This window comes from Bradyrhizobium sp. B124 (assembly GCF_038967635.1).
In the GTDB taxonomy this organism is placed as follows: Bacteria; Pseudomonadota; Alphaproteobacteria; order Rhizobiales; family Xanthobacteraceae; genus Bradyrhizobium.
In genome coordinates, this window is sequence record NZ_CP152413.1 from 5,589,187 (window position 1) to 5,606,358 (window position 17,172).

The following is a 17,172-nucleotide window of genomic DNA, read 5'->3' on the forward strand; positions in this document are numbered from 1 at the left end:
TAGCGGGCTGCCGTGTGGCGACCCTCACCCTTCCCCGCTGTACCGACGGCAGGCCATGAGCATTTGGCAGCCCCCAAGCCGTTGACCCCATGGGCGATTTTATGGCCTAGTCCGCCGTCCCCGGATGGGACCCGAAAACCACCCAAAGCCACCCAGAATCCCTGCGATTTCATGACCGCCGAACGCTACAACGCCCGTGAATCCGAACCCCGCTGGCAAGCCACCTGGGACGAAAAGGCGATCTTCGCCTCCAAGAACGACGATCCGCGGCCGAAATACTACGTGCTCGAAATGTTCCCGTACCCGTCGGGGCGCATCCATATCGGCCATGTCCGCAACTACACGCTCGGCGACGTGCTGGCCCGCTTCATGCGCGCCAAGGGCTTCAACGTGCTGCACCCGATGGGTTGGGACGCGTTCGGCCTGCCGGCGGAGAACGCCGCGATCGAGCGCAAGGTGGCGCCGAAGGCCTGGACCTACGACAACATCGCCGCGATGAAGAAGCAGCTCAAGTCGATCGGGCTGTCGCTCGACTGGAGCCGGGAGTTCGCGACCTGCGACCCCAGCTACTACAAGCATCAGCAGAAGATGTTTCTGGACATGCTGCGCGCCGGCCTCGCCGAGCGCGAGAAGCGCAAGCTGAACTGGGATCCGGTCGACATGACCGTGCTCGCCAACGAGCAGGTGATCGACGGCCGCGGCTGGCGTTCCGGCGCCGTTGTCGAGCAGCGGGAAATGAGCCAGTGGGTCTTCAAGATCACGAAGTACGCGCAGGAGCTGCTGGAGGCGCTGGACGGCCTGGACCGCTGGCCCGACAAGGTGCGGCTGATGCAGCGCAACTGGATCGGCCGCTCCGAGGGCCTGTTGATCCGCTTCGCGCTGGATCCGGCGACCACACCGGCCGGCGAGAGCGAGCTGAAGATCTTCACGACGCGGCCGGACACGCTGTTCGGCGCAAAATTCATGGCGATCTCGGCGGATCATCCGCTGGCGCAGGCGGCGGCCGCGAAGAATCCGAAGCTCGCCGAGTTCATCGCCGACATCAAGAAGATCGGCACCGCGCAGTCGATCATCGACACCGCCGAGAAGCAGGGTTTTGATACCGGCATCAAGGCAGTGCATCCGTTCGATCCGAGCTGGAAGCTGCCGGTCTATGTCGCGAACTTCGTGCTGATGGAATACGGCACCGGCGCCATCTTCGGCTGCCCGGCGCATGACCAGCGCGACCTCGACTTCGTCAACAAATACGGCCTCGGCAACGTGCCGGTGGTCTGCCCCGAGGGCCAGGACCCGAAGACGTTCTTCATCACCGACACCGCCTATGACGGTGACGGCCGCATGATCAATTCCCGCTTCCTCGACGGCATGACGATCGACGAGGCGAAGGAAGAGGTTGCGAAACGGCTGGAAGCCGAGCTGCGCGGGAATTCGCCGGTCGGTGAGCGGCAGGTGAATTTCCGGCTGCGCGACTGGGGCATTTCGCGCCAGCGCTATTGGGGCTGCCCGATTCCCGTCATCCATTGTCCGACATGCGACGTGGTGCCGGTGCCCGACGACCAGTTGCCGGTGACGCTGCCGGAGGATGTCAGCTTCGACAGACCGGGCAACGCGCTCGACCATCACCCGACCTGGAAGCACGTCACTTGCCCGAAGTGCGGCGGCAAGGCCGTGCGCGAGACCGACACGATGGACACCTTCGTGGACTCGTCCTGGTACTTCGCGCGCTTCACCGATCCCTGGAACGAAACCGCGCCGACCACGCCCGCGGTCGCCAACCGGATGATGCCGGTCGACCAGTATATCGGCGGCGTCGAGCATGCGATCCTGCATCTGCTCTACAGCCGCTTCTTCACCCGCGCGATGAAGGCGACCGGCCACATCGACATGAGCGAGCCGTTCGCCGGCATGTTCACCCAGGGCATGGTGGTGCACGAGACCTACCAGAAGGCCGACGGCAGCTGGGTCACGCCGGCCGAGGTGAAGGTCGAGGTCGGCGGCAACGGCCGCCGCGCGGTGCTGATGGCGACCGGCGAGGACATCGAGATCGGCCCGATCGAGAAGATGTCGAAGTCGAAGAAGAACACCGTCGACCCCGACGACATCATCGCAAGCTACGGCGCCGACGTGGCGCGCTGGTTCATGCTGTCGGACTCGCCGCCGGATCGCGACGTGATCTGGAGCGACGAACGCGTGCAGGGCGCCTCGCGCTTCGTGCAGCGGCTCTGGCGGCTGGTGAACGAATCGGCCGAGATCGCCAAGCTGGCGTCGGCGGCCCGGCCCGGCACCTTCGGGCCCGAGGCGCTGGCGTTGCGCAAGGCGGCCCATGGCGCGCTCGACAAGGTGTCGTCCGGGATCGAGCGGCTGCATTTCAATGTCTGCCTCGCGCATATCCGCGAATTCGCCAATGCGCTGTCCGAGGTGCTGGCGAAAGGCGACAAGCCGGCGCCGGACGTCGCCTGGGCGGTGAAAGAGGCCGCGACCATCCTGGTTCAGCTGTTCTCGCCGATGATGCCGCATCTGGCCGAGGAGTGCTGGGTGGTTCTGGGCCAGTCCGGCCTGGTTTCCGAGGCCGATTGGCCGCAAATCGAACGCGATTTGCTGGTCGAAGACAGCGTGACCCTGGTCGTCCAGGTCAACGGTAAAAAACGAGGTGATGTTACCGTGCCACGGGCGGCGCAAAATGCGGATATAGAGGCTGCCGTTTTGGCGCTCGATGCGGTAAAAGCCGCACTGGGCGGCAAACCCGTCCGCAAGGTGATCGTGGTGCCCATGAGGATCGTCAATGTTGTCGGCTAGGATCAGGATCGCCGCCCGGCTCGTGGCCGTGGCAGCCTTGGCCGCGCTGACGGCTGGTTGCTTCCAGCCGATGTATGCCGAGCGCACCCTCGACGGCCAGTCGTCCGCCTTGCGCGAAAAGCTGATGGGCGTCGAGGTTCCCCCGGTCGACAAGGCGAACGCGTCCCGCGAGGCCCGGGTCGGCGTCGAGGTTCGCAACGCCCTCGCCTTCAAGCTCTACGGCACCGCCACCGGCGCACCGCCGACGCACCGGCTGGTGCTGCGCTTCTATACCAGCCGCTCCTCGCTGATGATCGATCCGACCACCGCGCTGCCGACCAGCGAGAACTACGGCATCGATGCCCAGTTCAACCTGATCGAGATCGCGTCGAACAAGTCGGTCATGACCGGCACCACGTTCTCGCGTGTGTCCTACGACATGCCGGGCTCCTATCAGCGCTTCGCCCGTACCCGCGCCCTCCGTGACGCCGAGGACCGCGCCGCGCAGGAGATCGCCGACAACATCCAGACCCGCCTCGCCTCCTTCTTCTCAGCCGGGACCTGATCGCCGCATTGGTCGCGCTTCGCGGAAAAGAGATCGACAGCTTCCTCGCCCGGCCTGACGCCGGTCGCCCGATCATCCTGCTTTACGGCCCGGACCTCGGCCTGGTGCGCGAGCGCGCCGACGCGCTGATGGCCTCCGCGGTCGACGATCCCAATGATCCGTTCTCGCTGGTGCGGCTCGATGGCGACGAGCTCGCCGCCGAACCATCGCGGCTGGTCGATGAGGCCATGACGGTGCCGCTGTTCGGCGGCCGCCGCGCCATCCGCGTCCGCGCCGGCTCGCGCAATTTCGCAAGCGGCGTCGAGACGCTGACCGAGACCCCAGCACTCAGGGATTGCCGCATCGTGATCGAGGCCGGCGAGCTCAGGCCGGAATCGCCGCTGCGCAAGATCTGCGAGCGCGCCAAGAACGCGGTGGCGATCGGCTGCTATCCCGACACCGAACGCGACCTGACCAAGCTGATCGAGGACGAGCTGCGCGTCTCCAACCTGCGGCTCGCGCAGGACGCGCGCGCGGTGCTGATGTCGCTGCTCGGCGGCGACCGCATGGCCTCGCGCAACGAGCTGCGCAAGCTCGCGTTGTTCGCGCATGGCAAGGGCGAGATCACGCTCGACGACGTGATGACCGTGGTCTCCGACGCCTCCGAGCTGAAGCTCGATCCGATCGTCGACGGCGCCTTCGCCGGCAACGCCGCGTTGGTCGAAAGCGAGTTCACCAAGGCAATGGTCGCCGGCACCTATCCCGGCGTGATCATCTCGGCCGCGCAGCGCCAGGCGGCGTGGCTGCATAAATCGGCGCTCACGATCGCGGACGGCACGCCGGCGTCAGCCGTGCTCGAAGGCGGATTTCCGCGCCTGCATTTCTCGCGCAAGCCGGCGGTCGAGGTCGCGCTGCGCAATTTCACGCCGCCGCGGCTGGTGGCCGTGATCGATCAGCTCGCGACCGCGGCGCTCGACATGCGCAAGCAGGCCGCGCTCGCCGCCGTGATCGCGCAGCGCGCGCTGCTCTCGATCGCGGCGAATGCGAAGCGACGGGGGTGAGACACGATTTTGGAGTGACGTCATTGCGAGCGAGGCGAAGCAATCCATCTTCCCGCGTGCTCGGAAAGATGGATTGCTTCGTCGCTGTCGCTCCTCGCAATGACGGGGACAGATGTCGGCGGGCTAACCGCCTTCCAGCCGCCGCACCACCTCGTCGAGCTGCTCGAGGTTGCGGTAGCTGATCTGGACCGTGCCGCCGGGATCGCGATGGCTGACGGTGACGGCAAGGCCGAGCGCATCGCTGACGCGCTTCTCCAGCGCCAGCGTGTCGGCGTCCTTGTCGACCTTAGCCGCGGCGCTGCTCCGCGGCTTCTGCGGCTTGCGCTCCGGCACGCCCTCCTCATGCGCCAGCGCCTCGGCCTGGCGCACGTTGAGGCCCTCGGCGACGATGCGCTTCGCGGCGGTGAGCGGATCGGGCACGCCGATCAGCGCGCGGGCGTGGCCGGCGGAGAGATCGCCCTTCGAGATCAGCGCCTGCACCTCGGCGGGAAGCTTGGTCAGCCGCATCATGTTGGCGACATGGCTGCGGCTCTTGCCGACGATCTTGGCGATGTCCTCCTGGCTGCGTTTGAACTCGTCGGCGAGCGCGTGATAGCCCAGCGCCTCTTCCATCGCGTTGAGGTCTTCGCGCTGGACGTTCTCGATGATCATTATCTCGAGCGCGTCGGAATCAGAGACCTCGACCGGCACGATCGGCACTTCATGCAGGCCTGCGAGCTGCGAGGCGCGCCAGCGGCGCTCGCCGGCGATGATCTCGTAGCGGTCCTGCACGCCCTTGATGGCGCGCACCACGATCGGCTGGATCACGCCGCGCGCCTTGATCGAATCCGCAAGCTCGCCGAGCTCGGTGTCGGCGAAGCTGCGCCGCGGATTGCGCGGGTTGGCCTTGAGGAATTCGATCGGCACCTTGCGCTGCGTGCGCGGCCGCTCGACATGCGCGGCCGCCTCGCCGCCGACATCTCCGATCAGGCTTGCCAGCCCGCGCCCCAGTCGCGAACGCGCTTCATCGGCCATTGTTGCGAGCTCCCTTGGATTCACACGCAGTACTCCAGACTTGAATTTCAGAATCGTCGAATGGGCCGCGCGCAGCGAAACCCATCGCTCTCATTGTGTGCAATGATGGGGTTCGCTTCACGGCGCCCATCCACCACATCGTCAATGCGCGCGCAGCTCGCGCTCGCGCTGGATCACTTCGGTGGCGAGCTTGAGATACGCATCGCTGCCGGCGCATTTGAGATCGTAGACCAGCACCGGCTTGCCGTAGGACGGCGCTTCCGAGATGCGCACGTTGCGCGGGATCATGGTGTCGTAGACCTTGTTGCCCATGAACTGGCGCACGTCGGCAACCACCTGGTTGGACAGGTTATTGCGCGAGTCGAACATGGTCAGCACGATGCCGTGGATCGACAGGGTCGGATTGAGCGTCGAGCGCACTTGCTCAACGGTCTGCAGCAATTGCGACAGACCTTCGAGCGCGAAGAACTCGCATTGCAGCGGCACCAGGATCGCATCCGACGCCGCCATCGCATTGACGGTGAGCAGATTGAGCGAGGGCGGGCAGTCGATCAGCACATAGGTGTAATCGGAGTCGGGCGAGACGTTGTTGTTCAGCCCGGCGATCGCATCGCGCAGCCGGAAGGCGCGGCCCGGCGTGGTGCCGAGCTCGAGCTCGAGGCCGGAGAGATCCATGGTGGAGGCGGCGATGTGCAGCCGCGGCACCGCGGTCGCGACCACGGCATCGCGCAGCGGCGCTTCGCCGATCAGGACATCGTAGGTCGAGCAGCTGCGGTTGCGGCGATCGATGCCGAGACCGGTCGAGGCGTTGCCCTGCGGATCGAGATCGACGATCAGGACGCGCTCGCCAATCGCAGCGAGTGCGGTGCCGAGATTGATCGCTGTGGTGGTCTTGCCGACGCCGCCCTTCTGGTTGGCGAGCGACAGGATGCGCGGATGGCCAGGCGGCTGGGACGCCTTATCCTCTTGATAAACCTCGTCCATCACAGTCATACCAAAATACCATTTGCTCTTGCGGAGTCCCCTAGCGCCGCTCGATTGACCCGAGTTCGACGATCCAGCCCTGTCCGCCGGTCCGGCTGGAGTGTAGCTTTGGCTCAATAATCCAATATTTAGTGGCCTCGGTCAATTCGGCCTCTACATCTTGACCCTTCAAAAACAGCGCCTTCGCGCCCTTTTTGACCCACGGCTCCGCAAAGCTGATGAGTTGATGTAACGGAGCCAGCGCCCGCGCGGTGACGCAATCGATGGGACCTGCGATTCTATCCACAGTATCCCCGATATCAGCCAGATGCACCGTTCCCGGTGATGCCGTTACCCGTATCGCCTCGCGCAAGAATGCGGCCTTCTTGGCGATTCGCTCAACCAAATGGATCCGCGCGCCTTGTGTCTCGGCCAACGCACAGGCGAGCACGACGCCGGGAAAGCCCCCGCCGCTGCCGAGATCGACCCAGGATTTTGCTGAGGGTGCGAGGCTCAGGAGCTGCAGCGAATCGGAGACATGCCGCGTCCAGAGATTCGGAAGCGTGGAGGGCGCGACGAGATTGGTCTTGGCCTGCCACTCCAAAAGGAGGGCGATGTAGCGATCGAGCCGTGCCTCTGTTTCACGCGAAACAGGCGTGAGCGCGAGCGCTGCGGCCTTGTCCTTGGCAGAGACGCTGAGTTCGGCGGATTGCGGGGCTGGAGCCATTCTTGGTACAGGCCGTTTGTCTGACGTAATGAAAGCCGGTCGCGAGGCCGACGAGCGGCGCGTCGATCGATTCGCCTTCACAAAAGATAGGCGCTCACCTCGCGTGTTTCACGCAAAACGTCAGGCGGTCGCCTTGGCCGATTTCCGCCGCGCCTCGCGCCGCAGATACGCCGCTAAAATACCCAGCGCTGCCGGCGTCATGCCGTCGATCCGGCCCGCCTGCCCGACCGTCCGCGGCTGCGCCTTCTGCAGCTTGGCGCGCGCTTCGTTCGAGAGACCCGGCACATCGGCATAGTCGACATCGGTCAGGACCAGGCCCTCGTCGCGCCGGAAGGCGTCGACATCGGCAGTCTGGCGCTTCAGATAGACGTCGTATTTGGCATCGATCTCGAGATGCACCGCGATCGCAGGGTCAATGGCCGACAGCTCGGGCCAGATCGCCTGGACTGCGGGCCACTCGATCTCCGGATAGGCCAGCAGCTCGAAGGCGGAGCGGCGATGGCCGTCGCGATTGAGCGCAAGCCCATGCTTGGCAGCTTCATTCGGCGTAATCGCAAGCGACTTCGCCAAGGTCTTGGCCGCATCCAGGGCCGCCATCTTGGTCCGATGGCGTTCCGCCCGCGCCGTTCCGACGCATCCGAGCGCGATGCCCTTATCGGTCAGCCGCTGGTCGGCATTGTCGGCCCGTAGCGTCAGCCGGTATTCGGCCCGCGAGGTGAACATCCGATAGGGCTCGGTGATCCCGCGGGTCACGAGATCGTCGATCATCACGCCGAGATAGCCGTCTGCGCGATCGAACACGATCGGATCGGTGCCACTGGCAGCCAGCGCGGCATTGAGCCCGGCAACGATACCCTGCCCCGCCGCCTCTTCGTATCCCGTGGTGCCATTGATCTGGCCGGCCAGGAAAAGCCCGCGCAGACGCTTGGTCTGCAAGGTCGGATCGAGCTCGCGGGGATCGACGTGGTCGTATTCGATTGCGTAGCCCGGACGGACCATTTTCACCTGCTCGAGGCCGGGGATGCTGGCGAGGATCGCGAGCTGGACCTCTTCGGGCAGCGAGGTCGAGATGCCGTTGGGATAGACCGTGCTGTCGTCGAGCCCTTCCGGCTCCAGGAAGATCTGATGGCCGTCGCGATCGCCAAAGCGGACGATCTTGTCCTCGATCGAGGGGCAATAGCGCGGTCCGGAGCTCTTGATCTGGCCGGAATACATCGGCGAGCGATGCACATTGGCCCGGATCACCTCATGGGTCGCCGGCGTGGTGCGGGTGATGCCGCACTGGATTTGCGGAGTCGTGATCCGGTCCGTCATGACCGAAAACGGCTCCGGCGGCTCGTCTCCGGGCTGCATTTCGACCGCGGACCAGTCGATCGTGGTGCCGTCGAGGCGTGGTGGCGTCCCGGTCTTGAGCCGGCCGAGCACAAAACCTACCCGTTCGAACGAGACAGACAGACCCATCGCCGGCGCCTCGCCGACCCGGCCTGCCGGCCAGTTCTTCTCGCCGAGGTGAATCAGGCCGCGCAGGAAGGTGCCGGTAGTGATGACGACCGCACCCGCTGAAAGCTGGCGGCCGTCGCCCAGGCGAATGCCGGTCACGCGCCCGTCGACGACGATCAGCTCGTCCGCCTCGCCCTCGATGACGCTGAGGTTCGCGGTCTCGGTGATCGCCGCCTGCATCGCGGCCGCATAGAGCTTGCGGTCGGCCTGGGCCCGGGGCCCGCGGACCGCCGGACCCTTCCGGCGATTGAGCATGCGGAACTGGATGCCGCCGGCGTCGCCGACCCGGCCCATCAGACCGTCCAGCGCGTCGACCTCGCGGACCAGATGGCCCTTGCCGAGGCCGCCGATCGCGGGATTGCAGGACATCGCGCCGATCGTCGCGAAACGATGGGTCACCAGGGCTGTCTTCGCACCCATCCGGGCAGCCGCACTGGCGGCCTCACAGCCGGCATGGCCGCCGCCGATGACGATGACGTCAAATGAGTCTGCCCTGATAGTCATGGCGGGACTTCTATCGCGGAGTGATGAAAGCCGGAAGAACGAAGTTAGGTCGCAGGTCCGAGAACCAAGCCTGGGTTGCTTCCGCCTTCGCCCAGCATTCGGCGGATAAGCTGCCTCGTTCGCAACAACGGGCGGACCTGTTTCACGTGAAACAGGCCCGGTCATGCCGCGACAATTGTTTCGGGAGAAAGTGTCCTTAACCAGATCGAAACCATGTTTCACGTGAAACAGACGGCCGCCCGCTACTTCCCGACGCAGAACTCGCGGAAGATGACGTCCAGGATGTCCTCGACATCCACCCGACCGAGCAGACGTCCGAGCGAAAAAGCGGCCCTGCGAAGTTCCTCGGCGGCGAGTTCCTCGCCCTGCCCGACCACATCGATGCAACGCCGAAGAGATTCGACGGTCTCCTCAAGCATTCCGCGCTGCCGCGTCCGGCTGATCAGGCCGCCCTCGCTGGTTGCGAAATAGTCGTGAGCGAAACCGATCAATGCGGCGATCAGTTCGGAGAGGCCGTCGCCGCGGGCCGCCGAGATCCGGAACTCGGGGTAACTGCCCCCGTCCCCCGACGGGGCCCTGACGAGGTCGATCTTGTTCCGCACCAGCCACGTTGGCGTCGTTCCGCCATGCCCGACCTTGGCGCCGCGGCTGTCGGCCAGCCACAGCACAAGATCGGCTTCCGCGGCGCGGGCCCGGGCGCGGCGAACCCCCTCCTGCTCCACCGGGTCGTCGGTCTCGCGGATCCCGGCGGTGTCGATGACCGTGACTGGATAGCCGTCGAGATCGAGCTGCACTTCGATCACGTCGCGCGTGGTGCCGGCATGCGGCGAGACGATCGCGACCTCGCGCTTGGCGAGCTGATTGATCAGGGTCGATTTGCCGACATTCGGCGGACCTGCGATCGCGACCACCAGGCCGTCGCGCAGCCGCTCGCTTTGGCCCTGCCCCGCCAGCACCTGCTTGATCTCATCATGCAGCGCCCGGATCTTCTCGAGCGCCGGCGCGATCAGCTCTGCCGGCACATCGCCTTCATCTGAGAAATCGATGCCGGCCTCGATCAGCGCCAACGCCGCGATGATCCGCTCGCGCCAGTCGCGGGCGCGATCGCCGAGCAACCCTTTCAGCTGGCGCAGCGCCTGACGCCGTTGACGGTCGGTATCGGCATGGATCAGATCGTCGAGGCCTTCGGCCTCGGTCAGGTCGAGTTTGCCGTTCTCGAACGCCCGCCGGGTGAACTCGCCGGGCTCGGCCGGCCGCACATTCTCGAACGCCGCGATCGCATCGAACAGCGCTGCCAACACCGCGCGTCCGCCATGGACATGAAACTCGGCCACGTCCTCGCCGGTCGCACTCGCCGGTCCCGGGAACCACAACACGACCGCATCATCGATCGGCTGATGGTTCGAATCGCGGAGCAACGCGCGGGTCGCCATCCGCGGGGCCGCCGTCTTGCCTGCCAGTCCGGCAATGACCGACTCGGCCATTGGGCCAGACAACCTGACAATGGCGATCGCACTCGGCGGCCGCCCGGAGGACAACGCGAAGATGGTCTGGTCGCGCGGATGCATTGCCTATTTCTTCCAGCAAATCGGCAAAGGCAATGCCGCTTCCATTTTGCACGCCGTGCCGCAATATGCTGCGCTGCAACACAGCTAATCTCGTTGCGGCCCAGCGCGCAGCAATTTTGCTGCACTACCGTCGACCTGACCACAATCTCTACGGTATAAAGGTAAATTATATCAGATAGTTATGTGAATATTCGGTGAGCCGAACCTGCTCTATCCATGCTGCGCCCTACTGCAGTAAATCCGCAGCATGAAAAAGGCGCCCCGTTTGTGCGGAGCGCCCTATTCGGTTTGGCCGTGGCCTCAGGTGTTCATGGAATCGAAGAATTCCGAGTTGCTCTTCGTGTTCCGGAGCTTGTCGAGCAGGAAGTCGATCGCGTCCATGGTGCCCATCGGATTGAGGATGCGGCGCAGGACGTACATCTTCTTCAGCACCTGCGGATCGGTGATGAGCTCCTCCTTGCGGGTGCCGGAGCGGGCGATATCGATCGCCGGGAAGGTCCGCTTGTCCGAAACCTTGCGGTCGAGGATCAGTTCGGAGTTACCGGTGCCCTTGAACTCTTCGAAGATGACTTCGTCCATACGGCTGCCGGTATCGACCAGCGCGGTCGCGATGATGGTCAGCGAACCGCCCTCCTCGATGTTGCGCGCGGCACCGAAGAAGCGCTTCGGGCGCTGCAGGGCGTTGGCGTCGACACCGCCGGTCAGCACCTTGCCCGATGACGGCACCACGGTGTTGTAGGCGCGGCCGAGACGCGTAATCGAGTCGAGCAGGATCACGACATCGCGGCCGTGTTCGACGAGACGCTTGGCCTTCTCGATCACCATCTCGGCGACCTGGACGTGACGCACGGCGGGTTCGTCGAAGGTCGACGACACCACCTCGCCCTTCACCGAGCGCTGCATGTCGGTGACTTCTTCCGGACGCTCGTCGATCAGAAGTACGATCAGATAGCAGTCGGGATGATTGGCGGTGATGGAGTGCGCGATGTTCTGCATCAGCACCGTCTTGCCGGTGCGCGGCGGCGCCACGATCAGCGCGCGCTGGCCCTTGCCGATCGGCGCGACGATGTCGATCACGCGGGCAGAGAGATCCTTCTTGGTGGAATCCTCAAGCTCCATGCGGAAACGCTGATTGGGAAACAGCGGCGTGAGGTTGTCGAAATTGACCTTGTGCTTGGCCTTCTCGGGATCCTCGAAATTGAGCGTATTGACCTTCAGCAGCGCGAAGTAGCGTTCGCCTTCCTTCGGGCTGCGGATGTGCCCTTCGATGGTGTCGCCGGTGCGCAAGCCGAAGCGGCGGATCTGCGAGGGCGAGACGTAGATGTCGTCGGGACCAGGCAGGTAGTTCGCGTCGGGCGAACGAAGGAAGCCGAATCCGTCGGACAGCACCTCCACGACGCCCTCGCCGACAATGTCGGTCTCGGCGGCGGCGAGGTTTTTGAGAATGGCGAACATCAGCTCCTGCTTGCGCATGGTGCTGGCATTCTCGACCCCGTTCTCTTCCGCGAACGAGACGAGCTCGGCCGGCGTTTTCGATTTGAGGTCCTGGAGTTTGATTTCCCGCATCGGGGTCGTCCTGTGAGGAAGTAAGTAGGGAAGGGGTGCGAGGTGGCTTGGAAAAAGCGGACGCCAAAGGAAGGTCCGCAGGTCTCAGCCAGGAAAGTGCCGTTTGGGCTTTCAAACCTGATGCGGCGCCGGCCCGAAAAGAACCGAAACGCGACCACATCCGCCTGCGTGGGGTGGGATAGGACCTATATAGAAAATCGATTCGTTCTTCGCAAGAAGGACTGAAGCATGGGTCCTAAACATCGCGATGTCTAGAACGGCTTCACGACCACCATGATCACGATCAGGATCATCAGAAGCGTCGGCACCTCGTTGATAATGCGATAGAATTTCTGAGTACGTTGATTCCGGTCGGCGGCGAAATCCTTCACGCAGCGAGACAAAAAGCCGTGGATACCCGACATGATGAGGACCAGCGTAAATTTGACGTGAAACCAGCCCGATAGGTACCAGTGTCCGGCCCAGGCCAGATAAAGCCCGGCGAGCCAGGCCACGATCATCGCGGGGTTGATGATCGCCTTCAAAAGCCGCCGCTCCATGACCTTGAAGGTCTCGGACTGCTTCGAGCCTGTCTCGGCCTCACAATGATAGACGAACAGCCGCGGCAGATAGAGCATGCCCGCCATCCAGGAGATCACGGCAACGATGTGCAGGGCCTTGATCCAGTCATACAACATCGCGGCGATGCCTTTCAGGGAACAGCTCGGGTGGTCTCAGCGTTGCGAGCCAAGCTCTGCTTGCGAGGGACCGATACATATCCGCTCACACGGCTCTCCTAAACTTAATTAAGTTTAGAATCTAAGGTTTGAGTCTAAGTGACGGTGAATTGGACTCATGCAAAACAATCCAGCCGTTCTTGCGGGCTTGTTCACATCCCTCAACATTTCGGCCAGCAGGACCGGACATCCGGAATCTGTCGCTCAACTCAATCGGTTGCGTACCTCTGTGACCAGCTTATGAAGAGACAAATCCACAGCGGTTCACTATCATCCGTCCGATGACGTCGACTTATCCTTTTCGGCGGTGCTGTGAAGAAGGGGACGAGATATACAGGGACCTGGCGGCGGACCCGGATTCTTCTCCTCGACCTCCACAGGGATTCACAGGATAGACAGGGGCCCCGGTGCCGACGACCTCCAATTATTTCCACCTGCATCTGGTGTCTGATTCGACCGGCGAGACGCTGATCACCGTGGCGCGCGCGGTCGCCGCGCAATACGCCAACGTGACGGCGGTCGAGCATGTCTATCCTTTGGTGCGCAGCCAGAAGCAGCTCGATCGCGTGCTCGACGAGATCGAGGAATCGCCCGGCATTGTCCTGTTCACGCTGCTTGAGAAGGATCTGGTCGGTCGGCTCGAGGGCAAGTGCAAGGCGATCAACGTTCCGAGCCTGTCGATCATAGGGCCGGTGATGCAGTTGTTCGAGGCGTATCTGGGTGCCGCGACGACCGGACGCGTCGGTGCGCAGCATGTGCTGAACGCGGAATATTTCAGCCGCATCGACGCGTTGAATTACACGATGATCCATGACGACGGTCAGCATGTCGAAGGCCTCGAGGACGCCGACGTCGTCCTGGTCGGTGTGTCCCGCACGTCGAAGACCCCGACCTCGATCTATCTTGCCAACCGCGGCATAAGAACTGCAAACGTGCCGTTGGTGCCGGGCATTCCGCTGCCGCACCAGCTCGAGACCCTGAAGAAGCCGTTGGTGGTCAGCCTGCATGCGACGCCGGAGCGCTTGATCCAGGTCCGGCAGAACCGCCTGCTCACGATGGGCGATCGCGACAACGACACCTACATCGACAAGCAGGCGGTGGCCGACGAAGTCGCGTTTGCACGGCGCCTGAGTGCGAAATTTAACTGGGCATTGCTCGACGTGACGCGTCGCTCGATCGAGGAGACTGCGGCTGCGATCATGAAGCTCTATAACGACCGCCAGCGCGCGCGGCCGTCGGAGTAACGGCCAAATCATGAGCATCTGGCGCGGCCCGCAGAAGCTGATCCTTGCGTCGCAAAGCCGTGCGCGAAGGATGCTGCTCGAAAACGCCGGCCTTGAGTTCGAGGCGCTGCCGGCCGATATCGATGAACGCGCGGTGCAGAGAAACTCCGGCCTTTCGGCGCCGGGCGAGATCGCATCGCTCCTGGCGCGTGAGAAGGCGCTGTTCATATCGAGGCAGAGGCCGGGTCAATATGTCGTCGGCGCCGACCAGACGCTGGCGCTGGGGGAGCGGATGTTCAGCAAGCCTGCCGGCCGTGCCCAGGCTGCCGAGCAGCTCGGCCTGCTCGCCGGACAGACGCATGCGCTACATTCAGCCGTCTCGGTCGCGCGCGATGGGAAAGTCCTGTTCGACGATGTGAGCGTGGCCCTGATGACGATGCGGCGGCTTGCTGCCGAGGAGATCGAAGCCTATCTCGACCAGGCCGGGGAGGCGGTGACGACCAGCGTCGGCGCCTACCAGCTCGAGGGCCTCGGCGTGCATCTGTTCGAGCAGATCGAAGGCGACCATTTCACCATCCTCGGCCTGCCGATATTGTCGCTGCTCGCATTCCTGCGCCGCGAAAAACTGCTCGCGGTGTGAGGTGCCGAGGCATGGCGACGGAGAGATGCTGAACCGATGTTGATTTTGGGACTGACCGGCTCGATCGGGATGGGAAAATCCACCACGGCCAAACTCTTCATCGAGGCCGGCGTGCCGGTGTATGACGCCGATGCGGCCGTGCATCAGCTCTATGAGGGCGAAGCCGCACCTGCGATCGAGGCAGCCTTTCCCGGCACCACGGCGAACGGCAAGGTCGACCGCGCAAAACTCTCGGCACGCGTGGTGCACGACCCTGCGGCAATGCGGCAGCTCGAGCAAATCGTGCATCCGATGCTTGGCGCGTCGCGGCAGAAATTCTTTGCCGATGCGGAAGCCGCCGGCGCGCCGATCGTCGTCGTCGACGTGCCGCTGCTGTATGAGACCGGCGGCGAGAAGCGCGTCGATGCGGTCGTCGTCGTTACCACCTCGCCGGAACTGCAGCGCGAGCGCGTGCTGGCGCGGGGCACCATGGATGCCGCCAAGCTCGACGCCATCATCGCCAAGCAGATGCCGGACGCCGAGAAGCGCAAGCGCGCGGATTTCATCGTGGATACCTCGCACGGACTTGATCCGGTGCGGGCGCGCATCCGCGACATTCTGGCCGAGGTTGTTAAGATGCCGGAGCGGCGAACCTGATTCGCCCCGCTTGTCCGGGATTCCCTCACGTCATGCGCGAAATCGTTCTCGATACCGAAACCACTGGCCTCGATCCGCTGCGCGGCGACCGGCTGGTCGAGATCGGCTGCGTCGAGATCTTCAACCGCATGCCGACGGGGCAGACCTACCACGTCTACATCAATCCCGAACGCGACATGCCGGCCGAAGCGTTCGCCGTGCACGGGCTGTCGACCGAATTCCTGGCCTCCAAGCCGCTGTTCAATGAGGTGGTCGACGAGTTCCTGGCCTTCATCGGCGATACGCCGCTGGTGATCCACAACGCGTCGTTCGATATCAGCTTCATCAATGCCGAGCTCGACCGCATCAAGCGGAAGGCCATCCCGAAGGACCGGCTGGTCGATACGCTGCTGCTGGCGCGACGCAAGCATCCCGGCGTGTCGAACCGGCTCGACGATCTCTGCTCGCGCTATCAGATCGACAATTCGCGCCGCACCAAGCACGGCGCCTTGCTCGATGCCGAGCTGCTGGCCGAAGTCTATATCGACCTGATCGGGGCGCGGCAGTCGCAGCTCATCCTGGCGTCGGAAAATTCGGATGCGCGCAGCGGAAGCTATGGCGATACGCCGCGGCGGCAGCGCGAGACGGCGCTGGTTGCGCGGGTCAGCGACGCGGATCGCGAGGCCCACCGGGCGTTCGTCGCGACGCTCGGCGACAAGCCGATCTGGAACGATTACTTGCCGCCGCCAGCGCCCGCTGCAGCACCGGCGGCTTGATCGCTTATACGTATTCCCGTCATGCTGAGGAGCCGCGAAGCGGCGTCTCGAAGGATGAACGGCCCGGCCGGTGGCCCGTCGGTCCTTCGAGACGCGCTACGCGCTCCTCAGGATGACGGGGTCAGGCTTCGGTATTCTCTAACTCAGTTCAGCTCGGCTTGACGCCAGAAGCGGCCTGGGCGGCTGCCTGCCGCTCCATGTTCTGGCGGTAGAGGCCGACGAAATCGACGGGGTCGAGCAGCAGGGGCGGGAAGCCGCCGTCGCGGACCGAGGTCGCGACGATCTCGCGCGCGAACGGGAACAGCAGCCGCGGGCACTCGATCATGACCAGCGGGTGCAAATTCTCCTTCGGCACGTTCACGATCCGGAAGACGCCGGCATAGGCGAGGTCGAAGCTGAACATCACCTTGCCGGCCGACTCGGCCTTGCCCTCGATCGAGAGGATCACCTCGTACTCGTTCTCCGACAGGTTGTTGGCGGAGACGTTGATCTGGATGTTGATCGCCGGCTGCTGTTGCTGCTGGCCGAGCGAGGTCGGCGCATTCGGGTTCTCGAACGACAGATCCTTGGTGTACTGCGCCAATACGTTGAGCTGGGGAGCGGGCTGTTCGACGGGGGCGCCGTTGCCATTGGTCATGAAAATGTCTCCTGGAGCGGCGCTCGGGACTGGATGTCCGACGGCACGCGTTAAGGTTTGGGAATGCCGATGCCGGCGAGTGGCTATCATAGGCCCGGCTCGGTCCACAAGGACGACGAGCGCGTGCGGGCTGGCGTCCCTGCGGCCAAATCGCCGGCATCGGGATCGTGAACGCAACTCCGCCCAATCCCTTAACGGCTTCCTAAATTATTGAAGATACGCGATTTCCGGGAAGGAACGGGTTTCCCCCCGGGGTCAAAACGCGCTACACTTGCCCGTGCCAAAAAGCGCCATTGGCCGGGCATAGTTTCGTGCCTACATGCTGCGGACTCAATCGGTGATG

16 protein-coding genes are annotated in these 17,172 nt (G+C 63.9%); 8 read left to right on the forward strand and 8 right to left on the reverse strand.

Annotated features, from left to right (window positions below; translation table 11 throughout):
* The first annotated feature begins 171 nt into the window (after positions 1-171).
* The 3 genes from leuS to holA are packed head-to-tail and all read left to right on the forward strand — an operon-like array spanning position 172 to position 4,380.
* Positions 172-2,796 (forward strand): leucine--tRNA ligase, encoded by a 2,625-nt coding sequence (gene leuS / locus AAFG13_RS26620; RefSeq protein ID WP_342708695.1) that lies wholly within the window; start codon positions 172-174, stop codon positions 2,794-2,796.
* The gene (lptE, locus tag AAFG13_RS26625; RefSeq protein ID WP_097676204.1) at positions 2,783-3,340 is read left to right on the forward strand and encodes an LPS assembly lipoprotein LptE; all 558 of its coding nucleotides are present in this window, start codon (positions 2,783-2,785) and stop codon (positions 3,338-3,340) included. Before leuS ends, lptE begins: the two co-directional genes overlap by 14 nt.
* 8 nt (positions 3,341-3,348) lie before the next feature.
* Positions 3,349-4,380, forward strand: a complete 1,032-nt coding sequence (gene holA / locus AAFG13_RS26630; protein ID WP_342708696.1) for a DNA polymerase III subunit delta — start codon at positions 3,349-3,351, stop codon at positions 4,378-4,380.
* A gap of 123 nt (positions 4,381-4,503) precedes the next feature.
* Here the strand turns inward: holA and AAFG13_RS26635 are convergent, their stop codons facing one another.
* The 5 genes from AAFG13_RS26635 to mnmE form a co-directional block, all read right to left on the reverse strand.
* Positions 4,504-5,394: a ParB/RepB/Spo0J family partition protein gene (locus AAFG13_RS26635; RefSeq protein ID WP_342708697.1), complete on the reverse strand. Its 891-nt coding sequence runs from the start codon at positions 5,392-5,394 to the stop codon at positions 4,504-4,506.
* A 141-nt stretch (positions 5,395-5,535) separates the two neighbouring features.
* On the reverse strand, positions 5,536-6,387 hold the full coding sequence (locus AAFG13_RS26640; RefSeq protein ID WP_207834163.1) for a ParA family protein: 852 nt from the start codon (positions 6,385-6,387) through the stop codon (positions 5,536-5,538).
* Between the two features lie 31 nt (positions 6,388-6,418).
* Positions 6,419-7,084, reverse strand: a complete 666-nt coding sequence (gene rsmG / locus AAFG13_RS26645; RefSeq protein WP_342708698.1) for a 16S rRNA (guanine(527)-N(7))-methyltransferase RsmG — start codon at positions 7,082-7,084, stop codon at positions 6,419-6,421.
* Positions 7,085-7,204: 120 nt separating this feature from the next.
* A complete protein-coding gene (gene mnmG / locus AAFG13_RS26650) occupies positions 7,205-9,088 on the reverse strand; it encodes a tRNA uridine-5-carboxymethylaminomethyl(34) synthesis enzyme MnmG (RefSeq protein ID WP_342708699.1) in 1,884 nt (627 codons plus the stop codon).
* A gap of 242 nt (positions 9,089-9,330) precedes the next feature.
* Positions 9,331-10,656 (reverse strand): tRNA uridine-5-carboxymethylaminomethyl(34) synthesis GTPase MnmE, encoded by a 1,326-nt coding sequence (mnmE, locus tag AAFG13_RS26655; protein WP_342708700.1) that lies wholly within the window; start codon positions 10,654-10,656, stop codon positions 9,331-9,333.
* Between mnmE and AAFG13_RS26660 the strand changes: the two genes are divergently transcribed.
* Positions 10,592-10,744, forward strand: coding sequence for a hypothetical protein (locus AAFG13_RS26660; RefSeq protein ID WP_249132639.1), 153 nt, complete (start codon positions 10,592-10,594; stop codon positions 10,742-10,744). The two genes, mnmE and AAFG13_RS26660, sit on opposite strands and share 65 nt — an antisense overlap.
* Positions 10,745-10,956: 212 nt before the next feature.
* Here AAFG13_RS26660 and rho read toward each other — a convergent pair whose 3' ends face one another.
* Both rho and hemJ read right to left on the reverse strand, forming a co-directional pair.
* Positions 10,957-12,222 (reverse strand): transcription termination factor Rho, encoded by a 1,266-nt coding sequence (gene rho, locus AAFG13_RS26665; protein WP_028341998.1) that lies wholly within the window; start codon positions 12,220-12,222, stop codon positions 10,957-10,959.
* Between the two features lie 251 nt (positions 12,223-12,473).
* Complete coding sequence (gene hemJ, locus AAFG13_RS26670) at positions 12,474-12,896, reverse strand: protoporphyrinogen oxidase HemJ (protein ID WP_212313001.1); 423 nt, start codon at positions 12,894-12,896, stop codon at positions 12,474-12,476.
* A gap of 449 nt (positions 12,897-13,345) precedes the next feature.
* Between hemJ and AAFG13_RS26675 the strand changes: the two genes are divergently transcribed.
* Genes AAFG13_RS26675 through dnaQ form a run of 4 tightly spaced genes read left to right on the forward strand, consistent with a single transcriptional unit; the run spans position 13,346 to position 16,192 of the window.
* Complete coding sequence (locus AAFG13_RS26675) at positions 13,346-14,182, forward strand: pyruvate, water dikinase regulatory protein (protein ID WP_212312755.1); 837 nt, start codon at positions 13,346-13,348, stop codon at positions 14,180-14,182.
* Between the two features lie 10 nt (positions 14,183-14,192).
* Entirely contained in the window at positions 14,193-14,801 is a 609-nt protein-coding gene (locus AAFG13_RS26680) for a Maf family protein (protein ID WP_342708701.1), read from the forward strand.
* 36 nt (positions 14,802-14,837) lie between these two features.
* Positions 14,838-15,437, forward strand: a complete 600-nt coding sequence (gene coaE / locus AAFG13_RS26685) for a dephospho-CoA kinase (protein WP_212312752.1) — start codon at positions 14,838-14,840, stop codon at positions 15,435-15,437.
* Between the two features lie 32 nt (positions 15,438-15,469).
* Positions 15,470-16,192 (forward strand): DNA polymerase III subunit epsilon, encoded by a 723-nt coding sequence (gene dnaQ, locus AAFG13_RS26690; protein ID WP_092121030.1) that lies wholly within the window; start codon positions 15,470-15,472, stop codon positions 16,190-16,192.
* A gap of 148 nt (positions 16,193-16,340) precedes the next feature.
* Here dnaQ and secB read toward each other — a convergent pair whose 3' ends face one another.
* Positions 16,341-16,829 carry a protein-export chaperone SecB gene (gene secB, locus AAFG13_RS26695; protein ID WP_092121028.1) on the reverse strand — a complete coding sequence of 163 codons (489 nt, stop codon included), beginning with the start codon at positions 16,827-16,829 and terminating at the stop codon, positions 16,341-16,343.
* Positions 16,830-17,172: the final 343 nt, after the last annotated feature.